This is a genomic window from Aeribacillus sp. FSL K6-3256 (assembly GCF_037965805.1).
Lineage (GTDB): Bacteria > Bacillota > Bacilli > Bacillales > Aeribacillaceae > Aeribacillus > Aeribacillus composti.
This window is the reverse complement of record NZ_CP150188.1, coordinates 3567986-3590376: the sequence shown is the minus strand read 5'-3', so window position 1 is coordinate 3590376 and position 22391 is coordinate 3567986. Positions and strand designations below refer to the sequence as shown.

The following is a 22391-nucleotide window of genomic DNA, read 5'->3' as shown; positions in this document are numbered from 1 at the left end:
ACTTCATTTCGAACTAAATGAAATATTGATCGATTCGATAAATTCTTTTATAGAGGGGCTGTCCAGAAAGTCAAATCCCCATTGAAAACAAAAAATCATAAACACCGATATATCAACGTTTCTAAAACATTAATGGGGGCGTCAATAAGCCGTAAAAACGACTTATTAGACACCCCCTCTTTTTAATGCTGCTAATTTGCAAAAAAACGTTTTCAGCTTCGATTCGTCTTTTTGGAAATAAAAGATTTTGACGATATAGTAGGATGCGAAAACACCGATTGTATCCTTAATAAGATCAATGATTGTCGCAGATCTTGAGGGAACGAAATATTGATGAATTTCATCACACAGCCCGTAAAAAACAGCGATCATCGCTGAGGCGAAACTTAATTTTTCTGTAAGCTTTTCATGGACAGCGAAGGCGAAAATGAAAAGCCAATAAAGAATTCCGAACTCAATGAGATGAAGCGACTCTTTCAAAAAATGGTCGAACGAAAACGGCGTTTTGACGAAAGTGTCAGCTGGATAGCTCGACAAGATCCAAATGACCGCCATATACATAATCGGTAAAATACTGATTACATATACCGCAAACTTCTTCATGATCCAAACTCCTTCAAATATTTTTCAACAATATGCATAGAAAAAAACAAATAGCAAAAAATAAAAGAAAAAATTTTATTTTGATGTATAGATTCTCTCAAACTTGTTCACAATGGTTGCTGAGGTGATGAACAATGAGAGAGGAAGAAAAGAAACGTACTTCTCAAGGCTCGAAGTTCCAACAGTTTTTCAGAAAAAAATGGGTTTTTCCTGCTATTTATTTAGTCAGTGCAGCCGTTATTTTAACAGCCGTTTTATGGTATCAAGCAATCCGCAACAATGATGCAAACGATTTATCAACGGACGATGGTACAGACGTTTCCTATAATGAAGATCAATCGGTGGAAGTAAATCAATCCGTCGAAAACTTCAAAATGCCGGCCATCGATCCTGATGCTGTGAAGGTAGTAACAAACTTTTATGACTTTAATGCTTCAGAAAAAGAACAAGAAACGGCACTTGTCTTCCATAATAACACATACCATCCAAACCAAGGTATCGATATCGCATCAAATGATGGAAAAGCATTTGAAGTCACTGCATCTTTAAGCGGAACGGTTGCAAAAGCTGAAAAAGATTCTCTTTTAGGATATGTCGTAGAAATTGAACATGAAAACGGTGTAAAAACCATTTACCAATCGCTTGCCGATACGAAAGTACAGGCCGGCGACAAAGTTAAACAAGGAGAAATTATCGGACAAGCTGGGAAAAACCAATTCAATAAAGACGCTGGCGTCCATGTTCACTTTGAAATCCGCAAAGACGGTAAAGCCTACAATCCATTAAACTACATGGACGAGCCGTTAACAAGTTTAACTGAAAAATCTGTTGAAGAGCCTTCTGACGGGGCAGCACAAAAAGAAGAAAATAAAGATGGAGAGGAAGCTACTTCAGACGAAACAGCCCCATCAGATGAAACTCAGCCTGATGAAGAACAATCTCAGTCAAAGGAAAATTCAGAACAAGAAAAATCTGATAATTCTACAACTAAACCTTAACTAATACAATCCTACTCAAACGAGTAGGTTTTTTTTTGTCTAAATCATATCTGGTAAAAATTAAATGAGCATAGGCTGCTGAATTCTTCATAAAGAACAGACCGAAAAATTTTTCATAAACGGTACAAGAAACAACGTACGGTAAGGTGCAAGCGAGAAAGCAGGCTTGCCGAAGCATTTTTTAAAAACATAATGTGAAGCGATCGAAAATTCACTTTATTCCATATATAATAGAATCAATCTAAGCAAGAGAAAGGAAGAAGCACGTGGAAAATATTCTCTTTCGAGATGCAACGATACATGACTTGCCTAAAATCGTCTCGATCTACAATTCAACGATCCCAAGCCGGATGGTGACAGCTGATACTGAACCTATTTCAGTGGAAGACCGCATACAGTGGTTTCATGAGCACAATCCAAAAACGAGACCGTTGTGGATGATCGAACAGGATGGAAACGTAGCTGGCTGGCTCAGCTTTCAATCCTTTTATGGAAGGCCTGCTTATAACGGAACTGCGGAAATTAGCATTTACATTGATGAACAGTACCGGGGAAAACAAATCGGCGATTTTGCCTTGAAGACCGCTATAGAAAAGGCTCCAAGCCTCCAAATAAAAAATTTGCTTGGCTTTATTTTCAAGCACAACATCCCGAGCTTAAAGCTGTTTTACAAAAATGGATTCCGAGATTGGGGGCACTTTCCCCGTGTGGCGGTACTGGACGGTGTTGAGCGAGATTTAGTGATAGTGGGGAAACGTGTAGCCGATTGAACGTATTAACAGTGTCTCCGCTCGCAATATAGTATTTTAGCTTCTTTTTCATTCGCCAGTTGAGAAAAAAGCGTCTTTTTAGCCAAACTGCAATCCTTTTTTAGAACATGATTGTTCGACTGTTTAAATTTGTTTGAATCTATAGACTGATGTTGAGTTTTCCTGCGGAAAAGTGTTCGCTGCATGATTATGGGCGATCCTGTTTTCTGGCAGTTTGTGCAGCGAAAGAAATTCAATCAGATCTGCCATCTGCGAGTATGTATATTTTAATTGCGTACCAGAGTATTAAATAAATGTTTGCTTCCATTGAGTGATAGGGGCATTTTATGCCGATTTCTTTTTGATACGAACGCTTCGATTAACGGTTTATGTGGACTGGAAAACTTGCTTAACAGCAGCAATCCACCAGTGCTGAAAAAAACATCCGCAGCAGCCGTTTTGGCCGGATTGACAAGCTTTACGCAGAAGCAGCAAAAGTAAGTGTTTTGCTGCGTAAAAGCACTTTTTCAAAAGGAGGGTGGAAAACGGTGGAATTTTCGATTCAACCGCTTGGTGATACAGGAATCATCATTCAATTCGGTACGGAGATTTCCGAAGCAATTTATCAACAAATCCGTCAATATGTATATTGGCTGGAACAAAGCTGCATTGAAGGAATAGTCGAATGGGTTCCTGCTTACACCACCCTTGCTGTTTTTTATCGACCAAATATTATTTCGTACGATGAACTTTCTCAAAAGCTTTTAAAAATTGGAGAAAAGATAGAAAGCATGCCAGTGCCGGATCCAATAGTCATTGAAATTCCGACATTATATGGCAAGGAGGCAGGGCCAGATATTCAGTTTGTTGCTGAAACGAATGGATTGTCGGAAGAAGAAGTAGTGAAGATTCATTCATCCTCCGATTATTTGATTTATATGATTGGGTTTGTTCCAGGTTTTCCATATTTAGGCGGAATGGACAAAAGAATTGCGGCGCCGAGGAAAAAGACACCCAGATCTAGAATTCCTGCCGGTTCAATCGGAATTGCCGGGGAGCAAACAGGGATTTATCCTTTGGAAACACCGGGAGGCTGGCAAATCATCGGGAGAACGCCTGTCAAATTGTATGATCCGCAGAAACAAGATCCAATATTGCTAAAAGCCGGCGATTACATCCGATTTGTCCCCATTACGGAAAGAGAATATGAAAAAATTGAACAGCAGGTGCTAAAGGGTTCATATAAAGTGGCCAAATATAAAAAGGAGGCGGCAGAAACATGATATCTGTTGACTTAAACAGCGATTTAGGGGAAAGCTTCGGCCATTTTAAAATTGGCAATGATGAAGAACTGCTTCGCTGTATTTCTTCAGCCAACATTGCTTGTGGATTTCATGCCGGCGACCATAATGTCATGATGCGGACTGTAGAGCTTGCGAAAAAGTTTGATGTGGCGATAGGCGCTCATCCAGGGTTGAACGATTTAGCCGGATTCGGACGAAGGGAATTGAAAGTATCTCCTGAGGAAGTCTACAATATGGTCGTTTATCAAATTGGAGCTTTGCAGGCTGTGGCGGCATCAAAAGGGATGAAGCTGAACCATGTGAAGCCCCACGGTGCTCTATACAATATGGCTGAAAAAGACAAGGCGTTAGCGGAGGCGATTGCTCAAGCAGTAAAAGATGTTGACGAGTCGCTTATCCTATATGGACTCTCAGGAGGCGTCCTTTGCCGTGCGGGGGAAAAGATCGGGCTTACGGTCGCGCATGAAGTCTTTGCCGACAGAACGTATCAGCCTGACGGAACATTAACTTCAAGATCAGAAAAAAATGCAATCATACACGATCCAGAGGAAGCGGTAGAAAGAGTTCTCCGTATGGTGAAGGAGGGAAAAGTAGCGGCAATAAACGGGCATGACATCCCCATTCAAGCTGATACAATCTGCATCCATGGCGACGGTCCGAAGGCATTAGCATTTGCTGAAGCTTTAAAAAGCAAACTGGAAGAAGAAAATATTCGTATTGTCAATCCGGGAGCGAAAAAAGATGAAAGAAATATTGTTAGTTGAAAAGCCTGGTTTGTTAACGACTGTTCAAGATTTAGGAAGAACGGGCTATCAGCAATACGGAGTTGTTGTTGCCGGCGCTATGGATTCGTTTTCCATGCAAATCGCAAATCTTTTAGTCGGCAACCGAAAAGATGAAGCGGTGCTGGAGGCAACAATCGCAGGTCCTTCCTTAAGGGCCGTCCGTGATATTGTGATTGCGATATGCGGAGGCGATCTAGCGGCAAAAATCAATGGGAAAGACGCTCCGTTATGGAAAAGCGTGCTGCTGAAAAAGGGAGATCAGCTTTCTTTTACCGGCTTGAAAAGCGGAGCGAGAGCCTATATCGCAATCGCAGGCGGAATTAACGTCCCTAAGGTCATGGGGAGCAAATCAACGTACTTAAAAGCGGGAATAGGAGGATTAAATGGAAGAGCCCTTCAAAAAGGGGATGTAATCATGGGTTCGGATGCTGTAAAAACAAGTACGATTGGCCGAATGTTATCCCCTTCCCTTATCCCGAAATACGAAAAGCACATGACCATTCGCATTGTCCCGGGTCCACATGAAGAGGCGTTTACAAAAGAAGGAATCGACACTTTTTTTTCTTCTGTATATGAAGTCACACCGCAATCGGACAGAATGGGCTATCGGCTGAAAGGGCCGAAAATTTCTCATAGAAAGCCTGCCGACATTTTGTCGGAAGCTGCTCCCCTTGGCGGAATTCAAATACCTGCTGACGGACAGCCGATCATTTTAATGGCTGATCGGCAAACAACGGGCGGATATACGAGAATCGGAACAGTCATTACAGTGGATTTGATGTACGTTGCTCAAGCAGTGCCAGGGGCAAAGATTCGCTTTCAGCCGGTTTCCGTTCAAGAGGCTCAAAAGCTTTATTTTGAGCAGATGCGCATCATGCGCCAAATATCAGTCGGAGCTGGCATATATGATGAATAAACGAAAGTTTGGAAGGTGAACATGTATGATCATTGAACGAAATTTTATTAAATAGACCCTATAAGGTCTGAACAATTTCGGTATCTGCGCTAATAAAAGCTGAACAAGTCAAATATTTTAGGAACATAAAAAAGCAAGAGAGAACTTGTCCACATTGCCGAAGAGCTCATCAAAAATGTTTTTCTGTTTTGTCATAAGAATCAAGCCATTCTCCATTTCTCGACATCTGTTCCAAAAAGGAGCAGATGTTTTCTTTTTTTCACTGGAATTATACATATTTCCCGGAAAATGATTAGTGTATATCGTCGAAAAACTAATCAATGAAAAGTGTCGAAACATGCCCTCAACTTTAAGTGGAAAATAAATTTTCATAAATCCCTTGTCCTTCTTGACTTTTCAAGAATATATCTTCACCCAAGCTAATAAAATGTTACAAACCTAACAAGAGAGTGTTTGAGGTGAGGGATCGTGGAGATAGATGATCAATACAGCAAAAATGGCAACTTTAGATTCTACATCATGTATATAGCTGTATACACTGTGCATGCGAATCTCATTTCACACTTCTCACATCCACATTAGGGAGGTCGAGTGGTGTGCACGATTACATCAAAGAACGCACAATCAAGATTGGAAAGTATATCGTGGAGACGAAAAAAACTGTTCGTGTAATCGCGAAAGAGTTTGGCGTTTCCAAGAGTACCGTCCATAAAGATTTAACGGAAAGGCTGCCGGAGATAAATCCTGATTTAGCAAACGAAGTAAAGAAAATACTAGATTATCATAAATCGATTCGCCATCTTCGTGGCGGAGAAGCAACAAAATTAAAATATAAAAAAGAAGAACAGCAAAAAGAACCGATAAAACGATGATGATTCTCGACGCCAACCGACAAAACTCTCCGAAAATCTTGTCTTTTTTTACAAAATCATACTTTTTATGCAATTATATGATACAATAAGAAATTAGGATATTAGTTGGAGAGATGATGATTGGCAAGGGAGGATCATAGTAATATGTTTTCAAAAGATGTAGGAATCGACCTAGGAACAGCAAATGTGCTGATTCATGTAAAGGGCAGAGGCATTGTGTTAAATGAGCCTTCTGTTGTGGCACTTGACCGCAACAACGGAAAGGTGTTAGCGGTTGGCGAGGAAGCGAGACGTATGGTTGGCCGTACACCTGGCAATATTGTTGCCATACGCCCGCTGAAGGATGGTGTCATCGCAGATTTTGATATTACAGAAACAATGCTCAAACATTTTTTGAATAAGTTAAATGTCAAAGGCATTATATCAAAGCCGCGGATTTTAATTTGCTGCCCGACAAACATTACTTCAGTGGAGCGGAAAGCGATCCGAGAGGCAGCTGAAAAATGCGGCGGCAAGCAAGTCTTTTTAGAGGAAGAACCAAAAGTAGCTGCAATTGGCGCTGGGATGGAGATTTTCCAGCCGAGTGGAAACATGGTGGTGGATATTGGCGGCGGGACGACGGACATAGCTGTACTATCCATGGGTGATATCGTTACCGCCTCGTCCTTGAAAGTGGCTGGAGACAAATTTGATCTTGAAATTTTAAATTATATTAAACGGGAGTATAAGCTTCTGATCGGTGAACGAACTGCAGAAGATATTAAAGTGAAAGCGGCAACAGTATTTCCAGGTGCACGCGACGAAGAAATCGATATTCGGGGTCGTGATATGGTCACAGGACTGCCTCGGACGATCACTATTAGGTCGAAAGAAATCGAGCAAGCATTAAAAGAACCTGTCGAAGCCATTATTCAAGCAGCCAAAAATGTGTTGGAGCGCACACCTCCTGAGCTGTCTGCAGACATCATTGACCGCGGTGTTATTTTAACAGGCGGCGGAGCACTCCTGCATGGGCTTGATCTGCTCTTGTCTGAAGAGCTGAAGGTTCCGGTTACCATAGCGGATGATCCGCTGCACTGCGTTGCTGTCGGAACAGGAATCATGCTTGAAAACATGGACAAACTGCCAAAAAGAAAGTTTATATAACAAAATCGTAGCAATAAGTTTTTTAGAAATCGGCTTTTACGCCGATTTTTTTACTTTCAAATCTGAAAGACCAATCCTGCTTTTACATACCCATTCAGCTCCCAACATCCAAATGATATTTTTCTTTATGAACAGTTTGGAAAGGAGACGGAAGATAAAAGACCTATCAGAAAATTGTGATCTTTTACCTATAAGATAATAAAAAAATTGTAATGAGAATCATCGAAAAGTCCTTTATAATATAAAATTAGGAGAACATGTCGGATTTGTTGGATGGGGTGAAAAATCATGCTTCGAGGATTCTATACAGCTGCAGCAGGAATGCTCACACAGCAGCGCCATGCGGAAATGCTTTCAAACAATATAGCCAACGCTAACACGCCGGGATATAAATCTGACCGGGCTGCAATACGGGCTTTTCCGGAAATGCTTTTGTCAAGAATTGAAACAAAAAACGGTGTGACAAATATTTCGGAAGTTGGATCTGTCAATACAGGCGTTTATATGCAAGAATTGATTCCACTATTTACCCAAGGGGATATCCGTGCAACTGATTTGCCGACTGATGTAGCTTTAGTGGAAGAAGCAGTTCCAATTCATGAAGAAACGAATTTAAAAGGCACTCTCTTTTTTGCTGTTGAAACGGGAAATGGTGAAGTGAAATATACGAGAAACGGCCACTTTACGATTGATGAGCAAGGCCGCCTGACAATGGCAGGAAACCCTGTCCTGTCTGTAGCCGGAACGCCGATTATTATTGAAGGAAACGATTTTACTATTACGCCTGAAGGAGAAGTTCTGGAAAACGGACAATACACAGGTCAAACGATCGACATTCGGTTTGAAGATGATGTCCGCAATCTTGTCAATGAAGGGAACGGCTTGTTTCGAACGGCTGACGGAACAGAGCTGCCAAGTGCAATTGGAAACGGCAATGTGCAATATGTGCTGCGCCAAGGATATATTGAACGTTCCAACGTTGATGTTGCAAGGGCTTATACGGATATGCTGACAGCCTATCGTTCTTTTGAAGCAAATCAGAAGGTGCTGCAAGCATATGACAGAAGTATGGACAAAGCAGTCAATGAAATCGGCCGCATCGGCTGACAAAGAGGTGTTGTAAATGCTCCGCTCAATGATTACAGCGACTAATACGATGAATCAGTTACAGCAGCAATTGGATGCAATCGGTCATAACTTAGCGAATATCGATACAAACGGTTATAAAAAAACGAGCACAACCTTTCACGAATTGATGAGACAAGAGCTGAACAATCAGCCGGATCTTCAAAAAGAAACAGGCAGATTGACTGATTACGGCCTTCGTCTTGGCGTCGGCGCCAGACTGGATAAACAGCTTGTCTTTCATCAAGGCGCTATTAAAACGACAGGCAGAGAGCTAGATGTTGCGCTTTTACACAAGGATCAGTTTTTACAAGTGGAAGTAGACGGCGAGGTCCGGTATACAAGAGACGGTGCTCTTTATTTATCTCCTGCAAACGATGGTACGAACCGCCTTATGCTTGTGACGAAAGACGGCTACCGAGTGCTTGATGAAAATCAAAACCCGATTTACTTGGACGGAGATATTCGAGATATTGTCATTTCTGCAAACGGAACGCTTACAGCAGCGTCACGGAATGAAGGAGAACTGCCGCAAACGGTTAATCTTGGAGTTGTCAGAGTAGATCGTCCGAGCATGATGATTTCACTCGGCAATAATATATACGGCTTACAGCAATTAGGAAACGTGCCCATCACAGATGTGCTGACGAATTTGGAAGGGGATTTGCGGACGGAAATCGGCATGCGGCAAGGGGCTCTGGAAAGCTCAAATGTCGACCTGACTCAAGAAATTACAGACTTAATGATCGCACAACGCTCCTACCAACTAAATGCTCGGTCAATCACGATCGGCGATCAAATGCTTGGACTAATCAACACGGTGAGGTAATAGGGCGATTTCTGCAATTGTGTTGAACAGTTGAAAATCGGCAAAATGCAATTTAACAAGTTTTACCTCTAGCCTTAAACGGGTGTTAGCGTGAATATAGAAATAGGTCTTTTTGATCTTTGACCTTAAAAGAAGCTGCTGTATCAGCTTTTTAAAACTTGTTATTTTTTTAAGGGAGTTTTTATGATGGCTGCTAAGGAAAAAGTTGATATTTTAACAAGGGAAGAACGGAAAAAAGCGAAAAAAGAGGACGGAGTCAAGAGAAAAACGCGCACACGAGTCCGGCTTATTCCAATTTGGCTTCGTCTCATTTTACTTGTTTTTGGAATGGTCATCAGCATGGCAATCGGTGCGATGATCGGATATGGAGTGTTGGGGGACGGACGTCCATTAGATGCACTTAAACCGTCTACATGGCAGCACATCATAGATCTTGTTGAAAAGGACGCGTAATTCTAATATACTTGATGAAAGGCTGGGGGAATTTTCCTTCTTGTTAAGATCTTCTGCGAGACTGGTTCTAAGAAACGAGCTGATGCATTGCTCAGATGCCGGAGATCGGGAAACGAAAAAATGTGGCAAAAATCGTTCATTAGAGCCATAAAAAGCTGCGGAAACAGACTATCGTTTTAATCCTTAAGGAGGCATCTTCATGTTGGATATTCAGCAAATAAAAGAGATCATACCACATCGATATCCGTTTTTGCTAGTGGATCGAGTTGTTGAATTAGAGGAAGGCAAGCGGGCGGTCGGCATCAAAAATGTCACAATTAACGAACCGTTTTTTAACGGACATTATCCGGATTATCCGGTTATGCCAGGCGTTTTGATCGTTGAAGCACTGGCACAAGTAGGCGGAGTTGCCATGATGAAAAAAGAAGAATATAAAGGGAAGCTCCCTCTTTTTGCTGGCATTGATAAATGCCGTTTTAAAAGACAAGTACGCCCCGGGGATCAACTAAAACTGGAAGTGGAAATTATTGTACAGCGGGGGCCGATCGGAAAAGCAAAAGGAATTGCAAAAGTTGATGACGAAATCGCTTGTGAAGCTGAATTAACGTTTGCTGTGAAATAAACAGGTGCCTTATAATGGCATCTGTTTTTTATTAAAAAGGCAAATTAGACAGCCGCTTTTTTCAAAAGTTTTCAAGGAGGCTGTTGTATTGACCTCGTTTTGAATGTACTTGCATCTTAAAAGATCTTCTTTCTGTATTCTCTCCCAAAATTTTCGATGTTCTCCAGTACGGTGTATTCATCTCTATATCTTCATTTTTTATTTCTTCTGATGTTGAAAATATTGCTTTCGTTTGTTTTTCTCCGATTATGAGCCCTTCTGAGGTGTTTTCTCTTCTTTTTACATTTGGATATGAAAATGTTGGATTGCAAAAGTTTATTTTCGAAATCGTTCTTTTACGAATATCCTTCTTATCCTTTCTTCAATCTATGTCATCATATACTGAAGGTTGAAAAATTTAATCTGTGTTTTAGAAAAATTTGTTGAATGTGTTAAAAATACTTGGGCATGTTAAGAACGTATGAACAATAAGAAAGGAGCAATCATATGAAAAAGAAATGGATGTTCATGTTGATTAGCATGCTTATGGCGTTGATGGTGGTGACAGGGTGCAATACAAATAATGAGGTCCCTCCGGACAATAATGACGATACAGAAGAAAATCTAGGTCCAACAGATGAAGACAATAACGGAAATACATTAGATGAAGAATTGCCACCAGATGATGAAGAAGGCGCCGATAACAATCAAGATGATACTACTAACGATAATAACGACGAAAACAACGTAGAACAAGAAAATCAATAATTAAAGAAGGCCGTTCGTGCCTTCTATTTTATTTTTAGGAGTTAAATGAGGTGTCTCATAACTGATTTAAGTTAAAATTGATTAGATGTGGAGCATCTGCGGTTTCATCTAGGCAAATCTGGCCGGGATTTTTGTTGGCTTTCACATTAAAATACGCAAGACTATCCTTTTTCATGGAGGACTATTCAATTTTTTTTAAATCGGCATTTAGTTTTTGGATCATGGATTTTATGGATTGTTTTACTAAATGCCTCCAGCAGCTCTTGTCCGGATAGACCTTTTGAAATTAGTTCTCTGAGGACCATTTCTGCTTCCTGCTTGGAAGTTCGGTTATTATAGATTCTGCCGTCAAAAAGGACAGAAATATGATCCTTTAACATAGTGATCGAACGAATTTTTGCAATGATATGAGCGGGTCTATTATTTTTTTTAGTAATCGTGGCTAAAAGCTTGAGTTCATCATTATTTTGCAAATGGTGTTCAAAATAAGGACGAAACTGTTTAGAAAGAAGCGCCTCAATTAACCACGAATTTTCGCCGTCCTCTTTATTAATGATCAGCCCATCAGCAAGAGGTAAATTTTCGATGCGGTTTTCCTGATCTTTCCTCTCAACTTTCAATTCGACAAGCTTAAAGGTTTTCATGGTTCAAGGCCCCCAACTAGAGTTTATGCTTTATTATAACATAAAATAAAAAAGGCTTGACAAAAGTCAGCCTTTACTCTATTTTCAACAGTTCATGAATCATCGTAGCAACATACTGGGATAATTGCTGTTGATTATGATTTGTTTTCGCTAATTTTTTAATCGCATCGTATAAATTGGGATGTTTTATTAAAAAGTCAATTACTTCCTCCAAATGTTTTTCTGACCGATACGGTTCAAGCACTTCTGCCAACATGCTCGGGGTACCGCCTTGACCAACTAGATGATCAATGCTGATTTCGAGTGCTTCACTAATCGAAACAAGCTGCTCCAGACTAGGCTGCTGCACTCCAGTTTCCAATTTGCTGATTACTGATCTTGTCATATTCAATTTTTCGGCCAGCTGTTTCTGAGTCCATCCTTTTTCTTTTCGGAAAAATTTCATATTCATTTGAAATTTTTGTTGTGCGTCCACGATTTCACCAACTTTTCCATACCATTAAAAATATGGTAAAGGAAAAAGAAGTCATCGTCAGATCGTAATAAGATCAATAAAATAAACGTTCAGTATTAGAACAAAATTAAAAAATGAAGAAAAAACAAGAGATAAGGAGAATTTTCGACAATTTATAGGAAAAATGAACTAAAATACATATATTACAAATATTTCGTAAATATAGATAATTTTTACATTAACGATTATACTTTTTTAAAAAGGCCTAAGGGGGGATTTGATGACGAAATATAAACTCAAAAAAATTCATATTATCCGCGGTCATGAAAATAGAACTAGAAATAAGGAATTCATGATGTTGAGGATTGGCGATTTTTCCGAAAATGAGCTTAGCTATCATTATTTTCAAATCCCGAGCGATGCGGTAATTGATGTATATTTTCAAATGGAGGATAAATTGTCAATATTGCGGGTAATGTTTGGGATGCAAGAAAAGCAGTTTTATGTTCAATTGTTTACATACGACCACACAACTCTTCGCTATAAAGAAGAAATCATCGATGAGCAAATGAAATCTTCTCCAATCTTCTCAAGGCTCTTGCAGAACATACACATCTATGGGTCGAATCATTTTTCCTTCATTGCGACAAAAAATATGAAAAATCCCGAAAATTAATAAATCGTTGTTTATTTTCGAAAAATAGCTATAGGAAAATGAGAAAATCAACGTCGTTAAAGGCGGAAAAATCTAAAAATAGACATTTTTCTATTTTTTTAACTTCAGCTACAATAAGGGTGCACATTACGAGAAGGGAGGGATGATGTGATCAACCATGTGACGCTCGTCGGTCGATTAACGAAAGATCCTGAAATCCGCTATACAAGTGAAGGGGCTCCTGTTGCCAATATTACGCTGGCTGTGAGCCGCAACTTTCGCAATGCGGCAGGGGAAATCGACACAGATTTTGTTCATTGTACACTTTGGAGACGAACAGCTGAAAATACTGCAAATTACTGCCGGAAAGGATCGATCGTTGGCGTAATCGGAAGAATTCAAACGCGCAACTATGAAAACAGCGAGGGCAAAAAAGTGTACGTAACAGAAGTTGTTGCGGATTCCGTTCGATTTATGGGCACGCCGCCGCAAAGAATGCGGGCAAGAGAGCTTTTCGATCCGGAATCCGCACCTGAACAGTCTGAGGCATAGTAAGTCTGACTTTAGAGGAAAAACAATCCTTTTCGTCTTCAGCAAAATAAGGCATGTTTGATGTAAAGTAAGTTTGCTTTTGATTCCGCAGAAGAAACGTAAATCAATCTTATGAGAAGAAAAGTCCACCTTTTGACACAAATCGGAAATGAACTTCCGTTAGCTAAGTCGTCCGCTTTTTTTCCTTCCAGTGAAAAGAAAAAATCACAAGGCATCCCCTAAAAGCTCCCTCAACCTTTGGCCAGCCGTTTTTTTGAGGCTGGCTGTTTTGTTGAGAGGAAAGGAATTATCAGCTAATGAAAGGCAACAGCCGTTTTTTAGAAATGACGTTTTGATACATTTTGTTCAAATTTTTTAGAGATGAAAATGATGCTTCATTCTTGGCTTCCTTTTAATGTATTTATGCTGTTTCGTCGAGACTGCTTCCAGCTTCCGGTCTTTGCCTCAGCTCAGCCTCATTAAAATTGATAAGACTCCCAGATCTTTTTTTGTGGTGTATAGACTCCGCTGCTCACTCCCAAAAAGAGTGGTTAAAAGAGTTCTTATTTATTTGCAGCTTTTATTAATTCTTCATAAAGTTTTTCCCATTCCGGGGCATGTGCTTCCGTTTTAGAATCTTTTTTTGCCAAGAAGATTCCCTCCTTTTTTAACAGCTTAAGAATGGAATAATCGCTTTGCTTTCAAACTTTGATAAAAGAAGTCGCTAAAGTAGACACGGTCACTTTTTAAAAAGCTTTACATTTAAAAAAACCTTAACACTTTATCTCTTTTTTCATTCCTCAGTCGTTTTTCGATCGATGCAGACACGCTTTATCGTCTTTCTTCATTTCTGAGTGCAATTAAGTCCTTCAATTCTTCTGTGGAAAGTTCGGTGATCCAGTTGTCGCTTTGGATCAGCTCTTCGTTTAATGCTTGTTTTTTCTCGATCATGTCGTCGATTTTTTCTTCAATTGTGCCGGTGGTAATCAGTTTATGCACGTGGACAAACCGCTTTTGGCCGATGCGGTAGGCGCGGTCGGTTGCCTGGTTTTCAACGGCCGGGTTCCACCAACGGTCAAAATGGATGACGTGGTTGGCGGCTGTCAAATTTAATCCTGTGCCTCCGGCTTTCAGCGACAAAATAAACAAGCGGCTGCCTCCATTTTGAAACGTCTCGACAAGTTTGTCCCGTTCTGTTTTGGATAAGCCTCCGTGCAAAAATAAAACGTCTATTTTAAATGTTTTTTCAAGCAAGTTTTGCAGCATTTTTCCCATTTGAATGTATTGGGTAAAAATTAAACAGCTTTCGTCTTGATCCAAAATAGCTTCAACTAATTCGAGCAGCTTATCGATTTTATGAGACCGGCCTTGAAGAGGAGAAGAAGCCTCTTCCTTCAAATAAAGAGCGGGGTGATTGCAAATTTGTTTCAGCTTGCCCAGCATTTTTAAAATGAGTGCTTTCCGCTCGAAGCCGTCCGCTTTCATAACTTCATCAAATGTGTCTTTGACAAGCTGTTCATATAATGATGCCTGCTCGACGGTGAGCGGCACGTACTCCTTCTGTTCTTGTTTTTCCGGTAAATTCAGTGCGACATGCTCATCGCGTTTTGTTCTTCGAAGCAGAAACGGCCTGATCATGCTGCGCAGTTTTTGAATTTTGTCCGGTTTTTCCCCTTTTTCGATCGGAAGCACATATTGCTTCTGAAATTGGTGAAGGCTTCCTAAAAGACCTTTATTGATAAAATCAAAAATGGCCCAAAGCTCCGTCAAACGGTTTTCTATCGGCGTTCCTGTCAGCGCAATGCGCTGATGGCTGTTCAATTTCCGGATAGATCGCGATTGTTTCGTATGGGCGTTTTTAATATTTTGCGCTTCATCGATGCAGAGGCTGGACCAATAAACAGAAGAAAGTTCGTCAAAATCAACGTGGCTTAAGCCGTATGACGTCAAAACAATATCGGAGCACAAAACCTTTTTTTGAAATGCTTCGCCTTTTTTCCGGTTTTGGCCGTAATGTAAATAAACGTTTAATTGAGGAGCGAATTTTTCTATTTCCTTTTGCCAATTGCCGAGCACGGACGTCGGTACGATGATCAGTGCGGGTGTTTCCGGCTTCTCCCGTTCCTTCACATATTGAAAATAAGCAATCATCTGCACTGTTTTCCCGAGCCCCATATCGTCTGCCAAACATGCGCCAAAACCGAAGCGGCGTAAAAATAACAGCCAATCCACGCCTTGTTTTTGATAAGGTCTGAGGGTGCCGGCGAAATGCTTCGGCATGCTTACGGAAGGGATTTCCGAAAGCTCCCCCAGCTGCTTCACCATTTTTTTTAATGTGCTGTTTAATTTGATTTCGATCCCAGCAAATGGGCGCTCTAGCTCGTCCCCCTCTTCGCGATTTCGCCCAAATTCCTGCTCTAAAATATCAAAAATGTGGAGGCCCTCTTTTTCTGCACGCTTCAGCATTTTTTTCATCTGCTCGATCATTGACGGATCAAGCATGATCCATTTTCCCCGTATGTTGACGAGCCGCCGTTTTTGCTCAACCAGTTGTTCAAATTCTTCTTCGGTCAGCTCCACGCCGTTTGTTGCGATCCGCCAATTAAAGTCGATGAGGGAATTCATCCCGACAAACGATCTTCCTTTCGGGACGGTATTCACATGCGCTTTCAATGCCAGGCTCGATTGCTTCACCGCCTGCCACCAGGATGGCAAAAGAATCTCGACGCCTGATTTGATGAATGTTTCGCTTGCTTCAAATAAAAAACGCCACGCCTCCTGTTCGCTTAATAGAGCTTCTCCATTTTCAAATGCAAGCCATGGGACGATTGCAGTAAGGCGCTGCTGTTCACGCTCAATTGTGTCCGTATATTTCCGCCATTTAGCCGGCAGCGAGCTTTTCCCCTTGTATAAAAGAAAAGAATCTTTGTCTGTTTGGTCTCGCAAAAACATTTCCAGCTTCCAAATGCCACCATCCTGTTCAGGTTCATTTAAACGGAAGCCGATTTGAAACGGCCGATCGTTTAATCGCCAGCCTATTTTCTCAAGCCAGTCCTGTTCGTCAAGAAAATGCCCTTCAAATGACGTGAGCAAAGGATATGTTTCGACAAGCTGATCCCAAGCACGTTTCGCTCCTGCGCTTCTTTCCAAAAGGTCAGAAACGGCAGCGGAAAACCATGGAAGATCAATTTCCTTAACCGTTTTATCCTTCGGCTTCCAGCCCATCTTTCCTTTTTGCCAAGATGAATAGTCAGGCATGAAGTTACCGGTTTGAACGTGCTGAAAAATCATTTCGGCTGTTTGCAATGTCTGGTCAAGATCGCTGGAAAAGGAAATATTGAGCAGAGAGTTGACCGGTTGTTTGGCAAAAAATTCGACCGCCTGCCACGGCGAAAGCAGAATACAATTGTCTGATACACGCAAATCGGTGCCGTAAAAGGAAGAAGTATGCCAAATAAATGCATATTGCTGCCATTCCTTAAGCGCAAGAAAGGTGCCAACTTCATCTGTACACCAAATGCTGTATTGATGATCTCCGATTTTCTCGGCGCAAATCACAAGACTAGTTGTGGTGAACATGTCCCCACTTCCTTTTCTGTTGAATACTTTTGATATTTAAGCTGTGTATTACATCAATTTTCCTTTTACGAGCTCTTCTTGAAAAGCGCGAAGGCGTTTATACTCGCTCGTAATATGCTGAAAATAGTGTTCCCAAGTGTCCATATCGCCCGTTTTATTATAAACGCGTTTCAGCCTTTTTAAATATTTCACAGCGTCTTTGTAGCTTGATCGGTTTTTGGCGGCGATTTTGCCGGCAATTTCTTGATGCAAGAGGGGAAGCAGCACACCGGGTGCTTTTTTTTCAATGACAGTAAGAAGCCGGCTCTCTACATCATCTAGAGAGAAACCGATCGAAAGCTGAAGCTCCGCCCATGTATGAAACAGGCTTTTTTCTATTAAATATTCATGATAAACTGCATAGCTGTACGGAAGAAGCTTTCGGCAAGCGTGTTCGAACGTCTCGTCATCCCCAGCTTGAGCGCGATAATGTTCAAACTCATTTAATAAATAATATATTGTTTCTTGTCGATCGTAAAAATCTTCCACTTGAATATACAAATTGGCTTGATCAAGAATCACCGGGACCCATTTTCGGAACCGTTTAAATTCTTTTCGTTTGTTCATCGATATAATCCAATCAAACATAAACGGCAAAAGAGGAAGATCAGTTTCATGCAAGTAATGGATGATATGGTCGTCGTTTTTGTCTAAAAAATCAAAATGGAAAATAGCGAGTTCGCATTCAAGAATGAACAAACCGCCTTTTTTCATTTCATCATCTTTTCGATGTTCAAGCATCGTCCGCTCTTCTTCTATCCACTTTTTTCGGTTCAGCAAATGCTCCCAGATGATCCGGTAAATAACGACTCGCTCGTAAAGAAAAGCTTTGCCGCAAAACAAAAGCTCGCGGATGTGATCCGTCATGTCATGTAAAATAGGATCAGCGGAAAAAGGTAAAGGCGTTGTTTTTATTTGCTTTACATGTTCAATGATCGCAAGCTGCAATTCTTCTATCACTTGAGCAGCGTATTGGAAAAGAGCTGGCGAATTTGTATTTGTTTCGTTTTGATGGCAAAAGCGACAAATTTCAACAAGCAGACTACTTGCCAGCATGATATGGTAGAGAGGTTTTAATTCTCGGTTTTTAGGCTCCTTCTTTTTCAGAAGAGGATACACTTTATACCAAATCGCGTAAATTCTTTGTGTACCGAAGAGTGTTTCAACATTGTCCAATTCGGCTTTAAAAAGCTCCGACCAGTCTTCGGCCGGTTGTTCACTCGGCTTCATTCCTTTTTGAATCAAGCCTTCCTCCTTCAACACGGCCAGCTTTTTATTCGGTTTTTCTTTCCACTTGTTAAAAAAGTCACCGAGATCGTCTGTTAATGCATAAATATATAAAAAAACAGCAATGAGATGACGGCATGGAAACTCATTAGAACAGGAGCAGCTTGACAGCTGAAAATATTCCAAATCAAGCTTGACATGAGCGCGCTTTACGTCCTCAACTGCCGCCGTAATAAATATTCCTTCTTGCTTGACATTAAACACGTTTCCTTGTCTATATAAAAGAAACCCTTTTTTCATCCATTCACGGTGTTCCTCTGTTTCAGGGGAAAGCATGTTCATTACTTGTTCCGAACATTGAAGCACTAATTGTTTATCGAATATATGGGAAGGCATGAGAAGTCCGCTCCTTTGTCGTTTATAGCAACACGTTCCTTACGATTATAGCGCAAAATGCGAAATCGAACACGATTCTTGTCTAGTAAACTATTGCAACTTTGATTTGATGTTTGTATAATTGTCATATCTTGCTGTTTAATTTTGTAAAAATTTGAAGAAAGGAAATTTTTCAGAATGAAAGAGACAAAGAAGATCCAGGACGAATTTCTGAAAATTCTCCTTAATGCGTATAAGCAAGGTGAAACAAACGAACATGTCACAACGAAAGAGTTATTAAAACAGCTTGAACACGAGATTAAAAAGGTGTATGTATCATAGCTGTGGGATTGTGGGATTATCCCACATCATACTGAAAGTAGCAGGCATCCGCCAGATACTTTCAAGCAAAAATAGAAAAATACGAAATCAAGTAGAGAAAAACGGTTTGTTTTCTCTACTTGATTTATTTTAAGTGACTTATCTGACATCTCCTTTCATTCTGCATGTTTTAAAAGCTAGGGAACGTTTGATTGTTCTATCTCCCCCGAACTAAAAATAAGCCTTTTTTCCTGTAAACATCATAAGGCGGCTGACCGATATGGGTATTGTAGTTCTTACTTCATATTATTTTTGTAAGGATTTTTGAAGTTTTTAATGACGCTTTCTTGGTATTTGCTAGGAGAAGCGCGTCAGGGGAAGGGGAGGGTGAAGGGTTGAAAGGTCAATGGTTGACACCGGAAGAAATCGAAGCAAGAAGAAAAATCAAAAAAATGTGCCTTTATATCGCTTTTCCGGTTTTTGCTGTTGCCATTGGGGCGGCTGCCGCAATTTTGCTGAATACGATGTAGGAAGAAAGTGTAAGGAGGTGAATTGAAGCGATTCACCTCCTTACGCTTTTTTCTGAAAAAGGACAAAATTCTCTATAAAAAATGTCGAGTCAACTAGATGTTGGAAGAATTTAATATTATAATAAATTGATAGGTAATGACATATTTTGCAACGGAGGTAAACATGGAAGAAACAATTAGTTTAAAAGAGATATTGGATACATTGAAAAAACGGATCAGCTTAATTATTCTCATTACGGCGATTGCAACAGCGTCAAGCAGCATTGTCAGCTATTTTTTTATTACTCCGATTTATCAAGCTTCCACCCAAATTTTAGTCAACCAAACGAAGGATGACCAAGCCGCTTTTCAATACAACGAAATTCAAACGAATTTGCAGCTCATTAATACATACAATGTCATTATTAAAAGCCCAAGAATTTTAGAGCTGGTGATTGAAGAGCTGGGTTTAAACGAGACGGTCGACGAATTGAATGAAAAAATTACGGTCGGAAGCGAAAAGGACTCGCAGGTCGTCAACATTTCCGTTCAAGATCCTGACCCGCAGCACGCAGCAAATATTGCCAACACGGTTGCAGGCGTTTTTCAAAAGGAAATTAAAAACATTATGAACGTTGACAACGTCAACATTTTGTCGAAAGCGGAAGTGAAAGAAAATGCTTCCCCTGTCAAGCCGAAGCCTGTCTTAAATATGGCAATCGCGTTCGTTGTCGGATTGATGGCCGGCGTCGGGCTTGCGTTTTTGCTTGAATATCTTGACAATACAGTGAAGACGGAGCAGGATATTGAGAAGCTTTTGGAGCTTCCAGTGCTTGGGGCAATTTCTGAAATGGACAATGAAATGAACAGCTCGGCTGTGAATCAAGCTGTCAAAAAATCGAGAGTAAGGGGAGAGACGTATGGCGCCTAGAGCGAAAGGAATGAAGCAAAAACAGCGCACATTGATCACAGCGCTAAACCCGAAGTCGCCGATCTCTGAACAGTACCGGACGATTCGGACAAACATTCAATTTTCATCTGTTGACCATGAAATTCGTTCGATCATGATTACATCAACTGGCCCTGGAGAAGGGAAGTCGACAACGGCGGCAAACTTGGCTGTTGTATTTGCCCAGCAAGGGAAGCAGGTGCTGTTAATTGACGCCGATTTGCGCAAACCGACAGTTCATTATACATTCAGGCTGCAAAACATTCACGGATTGACGAGCGTGCTGTTAAGAAATGCGACTTTACAGGAAGCTGTATCGGTAAGTGAAGTTGATCATTTGGACGTTTTAACGAGCGGACCGATTCCTCCGAATCCAGCCGAGCTTTTGTCATCGAGAAGCATGGTGGAGCTGCTCAAAGAAGCTTATGATCAATACGACATTGTAATTATCGACTCTCCGCCTCTTTTAGCGGTAGCGGATGCGCAAATTTTGGCTAATCAAGTCGATGCGTCGATCATGGTGGTGGCAAGCGGAAAAACGGAGAGAGAAGCAGCGTTAAAAGGAAAGGAATCATTGATAGCGGCGCAAAGCAAGCTGCTAGGAGTTGTATTAAACGGCAAGCCGCAGAAAGACAGCCATTATTACTATTATTACGGCGGGAAAAATTAGGTATTTTCTCCTATTTTCCTTTGAAAAAAACAGTCTACTTGTTTAAAATGAGAAATATCTGATTTTTTTCCGTGATTTGAAGGATGGTGTCGTATGATGATTGATCTGCACTGTCATATATTGCCGGAAGTGGACGATGGAGCGAAGCATTTGACTGAAAGTATCGAAATGGCGCGAGCGGCTGTCCGTCAAGGGATTTCGGTCATTACCGCTACACCGCACCATAAAAACGGGAAGTTTGACAATGAATGGAGTTTCGTTATAGAAAAGACAGAAAAATTGAATGAAACATTGAAACAGGAAGGAATTCCGCTTACAGTTGTTCCCGGCCAAGAGATCCGGCTGTACGGGGAACTGCTTGAAGACTTTTCGGCTGGGAACTGCGGCGGTTTAAATCAGTCAAACTATATTTTAATTGAGTTTCCTTCAAACCATGTGCCAAGATATGCGGAACGGTTGATATTTGATATGATGATGGCCGGGCTGAATCCGATCATTGCCCATCCAGAGAGAAACAGCGAAATTGCTCAAAATCCCGACCTTTTGTACAAGCTTGTAAAGCAGGGAGCGGCAGCCCAGCTGACAGCAGCAAGCATTACGGGAACGTTTGGCAGCAAAATTAAAAAATTTTCTTTCGAGTTGCTAAATTCCAATCTTGTTCATTTTATTGCTTCAGATGCGCACGATTTGAAGTATAGGAGCTTTCACATGCAGGAAGCTTTTGCAGAGGTGGAAGAACAATTTGGCATAGATGCGGTCGAATATTTCAAAGAAAACGCCGACTGCGTCATTCGAAACGAAGCGATTTACAAAGAACCGCCCGAGCGCATCAAAAAAAAGAAGTTTTTTGGAATTTTCTAAATTACAATATATTGAATGGCAATTAGCGCCTTTTCTATATAATATATTGTTTTTTAGAATTTTTTTAAAGGTGATGTCTCTTTACCTTTATCAATAGAGGCACTCGGCCGCACTGTGGGTGCTTCCAAAAGGACACCTTAGACGCTAGTCGTCGATGGTGCGGTGTGAGGGCGGGTTAGATGCCCGGTTTAATAACACGGTATATTGAAAGAATTCACTGGATAACGCCCAAAATTGTAGGCAGCTGTAAGCATTCTTTACTCTGCATGGAAAGGAAAATTATACTATTTTATGAGTGATTGGATTGAGTAAAAAAGCAATATTGAACAAACACAAGAAAGTATTGATAAAATTAACAGGAAAACATTGACTTATATAAAAAATCTTAATTGAAATTTGCATCAAACATATTAAGCTTTGTTTATTAA

At 40.7% G+C, this 22391-nt stretch carries 25 protein-coding genes; 20 read left to right on the top strand and 5 right to left on the bottom strand.

Annotation, left to right across the window (positions count from 1 at the left end):
* Positions 1-165: 165 nt before the first annotated feature.
* Positions 166-603, bottom strand: coding sequence for a VanZ family protein (locus NSQ84_RS17245; protein WP_063389006.1), 438 nt, complete (start codon positions 601-603; stop codon positions 166-168).
* Between the two features lie 134 nt (positions 604-737).
* On the opposite strand from NSQ84_RS17245, the gene NSQ84_RS17240 reads away from it, so the two are divergent.
* The 13 genes from NSQ84_RS17240 to NSQ84_RS17180 all read left to right on the top strand — a co-directional run bounded on the left by NSQ84_RS17240 (position 738) and on the right by NSQ84_RS17180 (position 11149).
* Positions 738-1601 (top strand): M23 family metallopeptidase, encoded by an 864-nt coding sequence (locus tag NSQ84_RS17240; RefSeq protein WP_063389005.1) that lies wholly within the window; start codon positions 738-740, stop codon positions 1599-1601.
* Positions 1602-1867: 266 nt separating this feature from the next.
* Positions 1868-2371, top strand: a complete 504-nt coding sequence (locus NSQ84_RS17235) for a GNAT family N-acetyltransferase (protein ID WP_063389004.1) — start codon at positions 1868-1870, stop codon at positions 2369-2371.
* A gap of 306 nt (positions 2372-2677) precedes the next feature.
* A complete protein-coding gene (locus NSQ84_RS17230; RefSeq protein WP_161939830.1) occupies positions 2678-2851 on the top strand; it encodes a hypothetical protein in 174 nt (57 codons plus the stop codon).
* A 47-nt stretch (positions 2852-2898) separates the two neighbouring features.
* Complete coding sequence (pxpB, locus tag NSQ84_RS17225) at positions 2899-3633, top strand: 5-oxoprolinase subunit PxpB (protein ID WP_063389003.1); 735 nt, start codon at positions 2899-2901, stop codon at positions 3631-3633.
* Entirely contained in the window at positions 3630-4418 is a 789-nt protein-coding gene (locus NSQ84_RS17220; RefSeq protein WP_063389002.1) for a 5-oxoprolinase subunit PxpA, read from the top strand. Before pxpB ends, NSQ84_RS17220 begins: the two co-directional genes overlap by 4 nt.
* The gene (locus NSQ84_RS17215; protein ID WP_063389001.1) at positions 4396-5355 is read left to right on the top strand and encodes a biotin-dependent carboxyltransferase family protein; all 960 of its coding nucleotides are present in this window, start codon (positions 4396-4398) and stop codon (positions 5353-5355) included. Before NSQ84_RS17220 ends, NSQ84_RS17215 begins: the two co-directional genes overlap by 23 nt.
* A 596-nt stretch (positions 5356-5951) precedes the next feature.
* On the top strand, positions 5952-6227 hold the full coding sequence (gene spoIIID / locus NSQ84_RS17210) for a sporulation transcriptional regulator SpoIIID (RefSeq protein WP_063388999.1): 276 nt from the start codon (positions 5952-5954) through the stop codon (positions 6225-6227).
* Between the two features lie 144 nt (positions 6228-6371).
* Complete coding sequence (locus NSQ84_RS17205) at positions 6372-7373, top strand: rod shape-determining protein (RefSeq protein WP_063388998.1); 1002 nt, start codon at positions 6372-6374, stop codon at positions 7371-7373.
* Positions 7374-7661: 288 nt separating this feature from the next.
* On the top strand, positions 7662-8480 hold the full coding sequence (locus NSQ84_RS17200; protein ID WP_063388997.1) for a flagellar hook-basal body protein: 819 nt from the start codon (positions 7662-7664) through the stop codon (positions 8478-8480).
* Positions 8481-8496: 16 nt separating this feature from the next.
* Complete coding sequence (locus NSQ84_RS17195) at positions 8497-9327, top strand: flagellar hook-basal body protein (RefSeq protein ID WP_063388996.1); 831 nt, start codon at positions 8497-8499, stop codon at positions 9325-9327.
* Positions 9328-9513: 186 nt separating this feature from the next.
* On the top strand, positions 9514-9780 hold the full coding sequence (locus NSQ84_RS17190; RefSeq protein ID WP_063388995.1) for a DNA-directed RNA polymerase subunit beta: 267 nt from the start codon (positions 9514-9516) through the stop codon (positions 9778-9780).
* Between the two features lie 199 nt (positions 9781-9979).
* Positions 9980-10402: a 3-hydroxyacyl-ACP dehydratase FabZ gene (gene fabZ / locus NSQ84_RS17185; RefSeq protein WP_063388994.1), complete on the top strand. Its 423-nt coding sequence runs from the start codon at positions 9980-9982 to the stop codon at positions 10400-10402.
* Positions 10403-10888: 486 nt separating this feature from the next.
* Entirely contained in the window at positions 10889-11149 is a 261-nt protein-coding gene (locus tag NSQ84_RS17180) for a hypothetical protein (protein ID WP_063388993.1), read from the top strand.
* A gap of 185 nt (positions 11150-11334) precedes the next feature.
* On the opposite strand, the gene NSQ84_RS17175 is transcribed toward NSQ84_RS17180, so the two are convergent.
* Entirely contained in the window at positions 11335-11793 is a 459-nt protein-coding gene (locus NSQ84_RS17175; protein WP_063388992.1) for a YwpF-like family protein, read from the bottom strand.
* 73 nt (positions 11794-11866) lie between these two features.
* Complete coding sequence (locus tag NSQ84_RS17170; RefSeq protein WP_063388991.1) at positions 11867-12268, bottom strand: helix-turn-helix transcriptional regulator; 402 nt, start codon at positions 12266-12268, stop codon at positions 11867-11869.
* Positions 12269-12527: 259 nt separating this feature from the next.
* On the opposite strand from NSQ84_RS17170, the gene NSQ84_RS17165 reads away from it, so the two are divergent.
* A complete protein-coding gene (locus tag NSQ84_RS17165; protein ID WP_063388990.1) occupies positions 12528-12923 on the top strand; it encodes a hypothetical protein in 396 nt (131 codons plus the stop codon).
* 147 nt (positions 12924-13070) lie between these two features.
* Positions 13071-13454 (top strand): single-stranded DNA-binding protein, encoded by a 384-nt coding sequence (ssb, locus tag NSQ84_RS17160; RefSeq protein ID WP_063388989.1) that lies wholly within the window; start codon positions 13071-13073, stop codon positions 13452-13454.
* An 810-nt stretch (positions 13455-14264) separates the two neighbouring features.
* On the opposite strand, the gene NSQ84_RS17155 is transcribed toward ssb, so the two are convergent.
* Both NSQ84_RS17155 and NSQ84_RS17150 read right to left on the bottom strand, forming a co-directional pair.
* Positions 14265-17012, bottom strand: a complete 2748-nt coding sequence (locus NSQ84_RS17155; RefSeq protein WP_063388988.1) for a DEAD/DEAH box helicase — start codon at positions 17010-17012, stop codon at positions 14265-14267.
* Between the two features lie 48 nt (positions 17013-17060).
* Complete coding sequence (locus tag NSQ84_RS17150; protein WP_063388987.1) at positions 17061-18674, bottom strand: SWIM zinc finger family protein; 1614 nt, start codon at positions 18672-18674, stop codon at positions 17061-17063.
* Positions 18675-18851: 177 nt separating this feature from the next.
* Here NSQ84_RS17150 and NSQ84_RS17145 point away from each other — a divergent pair, with 177 nt between their 5' ends.
* From NSQ84_RS17145 to NSQ84_RS17125, 5 genes are all read left to right on the top strand, one after another.
* The gene (locus NSQ84_RS17145; protein ID WP_186439282.1) at positions 18852-18995 is read left to right on the top strand and encodes a hypothetical protein; all 144 of its coding nucleotides are present in this window, start codon (positions 18852-18854) and stop codon (positions 18993-18995) included.
* A gap of 374 nt (positions 18996-19369) precedes the next feature.
* Positions 19370-19504 carry a hypothetical protein gene (locus NSQ84_RS17140; RefSeq protein ID WP_268753482.1) on the top strand — a complete coding sequence of 45 codons (135 nt, stop codon included), beginning with the start codon at positions 19370-19372 and terminating at the stop codon, positions 19502-19504.
* A 163-nt stretch (positions 19505-19667) separates the two neighbouring features.
* Positions 19668-20414 carry a YveK family protein gene (locus NSQ84_RS17135; RefSeq protein ID WP_327873990.1) on the top strand — a complete coding sequence of 249 codons (747 nt, stop codon included), beginning with the start codon at positions 19668-19670 and terminating at the stop codon, positions 20412-20414.
* Entirely contained in the window at positions 20404-21102 is a 699-nt protein-coding gene (locus NSQ84_RS17130; RefSeq protein WP_063388984.1) for a CpsD/CapB family tyrosine-protein kinase, read from the top strand. Before NSQ84_RS17135 ends, NSQ84_RS17130 begins: the two co-directional genes overlap by 11 nt.
* Before the next feature lie 96 nt (positions 21103-21198).
* Positions 21199-21963, top strand: coding sequence for a CpsB/CapC family capsule biosynthesis tyrosine phosphatase (locus NSQ84_RS17125; protein WP_063389125.1), 765 nt, complete (start codon positions 21199-21201; stop codon positions 21961-21963).
* Positions 21964-22391 lie beyond the last annotated feature (428 nt).

What these genes read in the sequence shown, in the direction of transcription:
- NSQ84_RS17245 (WP_063389006.1), bottom strand. Translation starts at nt 603, where the DNA reads ATGAAGAAGTTTGCGGTATATGTAATCAGTATTTTACCGATTATGTAT.
- NSQ84_RS17240 (WP_063389005.1), top strand. Translation starts at nt 738, where the DNA reads ATGAGAGAGGAAGAAAAGAAACGTACTTCTCAAGGCTCGAAGTTCCAA.
- NSQ84_RS17220 (WP_063389002.1), top strand. Translation starts at nt 3,630, where the DNA reads ATGATATCTGTTGACTTAAACAGCGATTTAGGGGAAAGCTTCGGCCAT.
- NSQ84_RS17215 (WP_063389001.1), top strand. Translation starts at nt 4,396, where the DNA reads ATGAAAGAAATATTGTTAGTTGAAAAGCCTGGTTTGTTAACGACTGTT.
- NSQ84_RS17205 (WP_063388998.1), top strand. Translation starts at nt 6,372, where the DNA reads ATGTTTTCAAAAGATGTAGGAATCGACCTAGGAACAGCAAATGTGCTG.
- NSQ84_RS17200 (WP_063388997.1), top strand. Translation starts at nt 7,662, where the DNA reads ATGCTTCGAGGATTCTATACAGCTGCAGCAGGAATGCTCACACAGCAG.
- NSQ84_RS17195 (WP_063388996.1), top strand. Translation starts at nt 8,497, where the DNA reads ATGCTCCGCTCAATGATTACAGCGACTAATACGATGAATCAGTTACAG.
- NSQ84_RS17190 (WP_063388995.1), top strand. Translation starts at nt 9,514, where the DNA reads ATGGCTGCTAAGGAAAAAGTTGATATTTTAACAAGGGAAGAACGGAAA.
- fabZ (WP_063388994.1), top strand. Translation starts at nt 9,980, where the DNA reads ATGTTGGATATTCAGCAAATAAAAGAGATCATACCACATCGATATCCG.
- NSQ84_RS17180 (WP_063388993.1), top strand. Translation starts at nt 10,889, where the DNA reads ATGAAAAAGAAATGGATGTTCATGTTGATTAGCATGCTTATGGCGTTG.
- NSQ84_RS17175 (WP_063388992.1), bottom strand. Translation starts at nt 11,793, where the DNA reads ATGAAAACCTTTAAGCTTGTCGAATTGAAAGTTGAGAGGAAAGATCAG.
- NSQ84_RS17165 (WP_063388990.1), top strand. Translation starts at nt 12,528, where the DNA reads ATGACGAAATATAAACTCAAAAAAATTCATATTATCCGCGGTCATGAA.
- NSQ84_RS17155 (WP_063388988.1), bottom strand. Translation starts at nt 17,012, where the DNA reads ATGTTCACCACAACTAGTCTTGTGATTTGCGCCGAGAAAATCGGAGAT.
- NSQ84_RS17150 (WP_063388987.1), bottom strand. Translation starts at nt 18,674, where the DNA reads ATGCCTTCCCATATATTCGATAAACAATTAGTGCTTCAATGTTCGGAA.
- NSQ84_RS17145 (WP_186439282.1), top strand. Translation starts at nt 18,852, where the DNA reads ATGAAAGAGACAAAGAAGATCCAGGACGAATTTCTGAAAATTCTCCTT.
- NSQ84_RS17135 (WP_327873990.1), top strand. Translation starts at nt 19,668, where the DNA reads ATGGAAGAAACAATTAGTTTAAAAGAGATATTGGATACATTGAAAAAA.
- NSQ84_RS17130 (WP_063388984.1), top strand. Translation starts at nt 20,404, where the DNA reads ATGGCGCCTAGAGCGAAAGGAATGAAGCAAAAACAGCGCACATTGATC.
- NSQ84_RS17125 (WP_063389125.1), top strand. Translation starts at nt 21,199, where the DNA reads ATGATTGATCTGCACTGTCATATATTGCCGGAAGTGGACGATGGAGCG.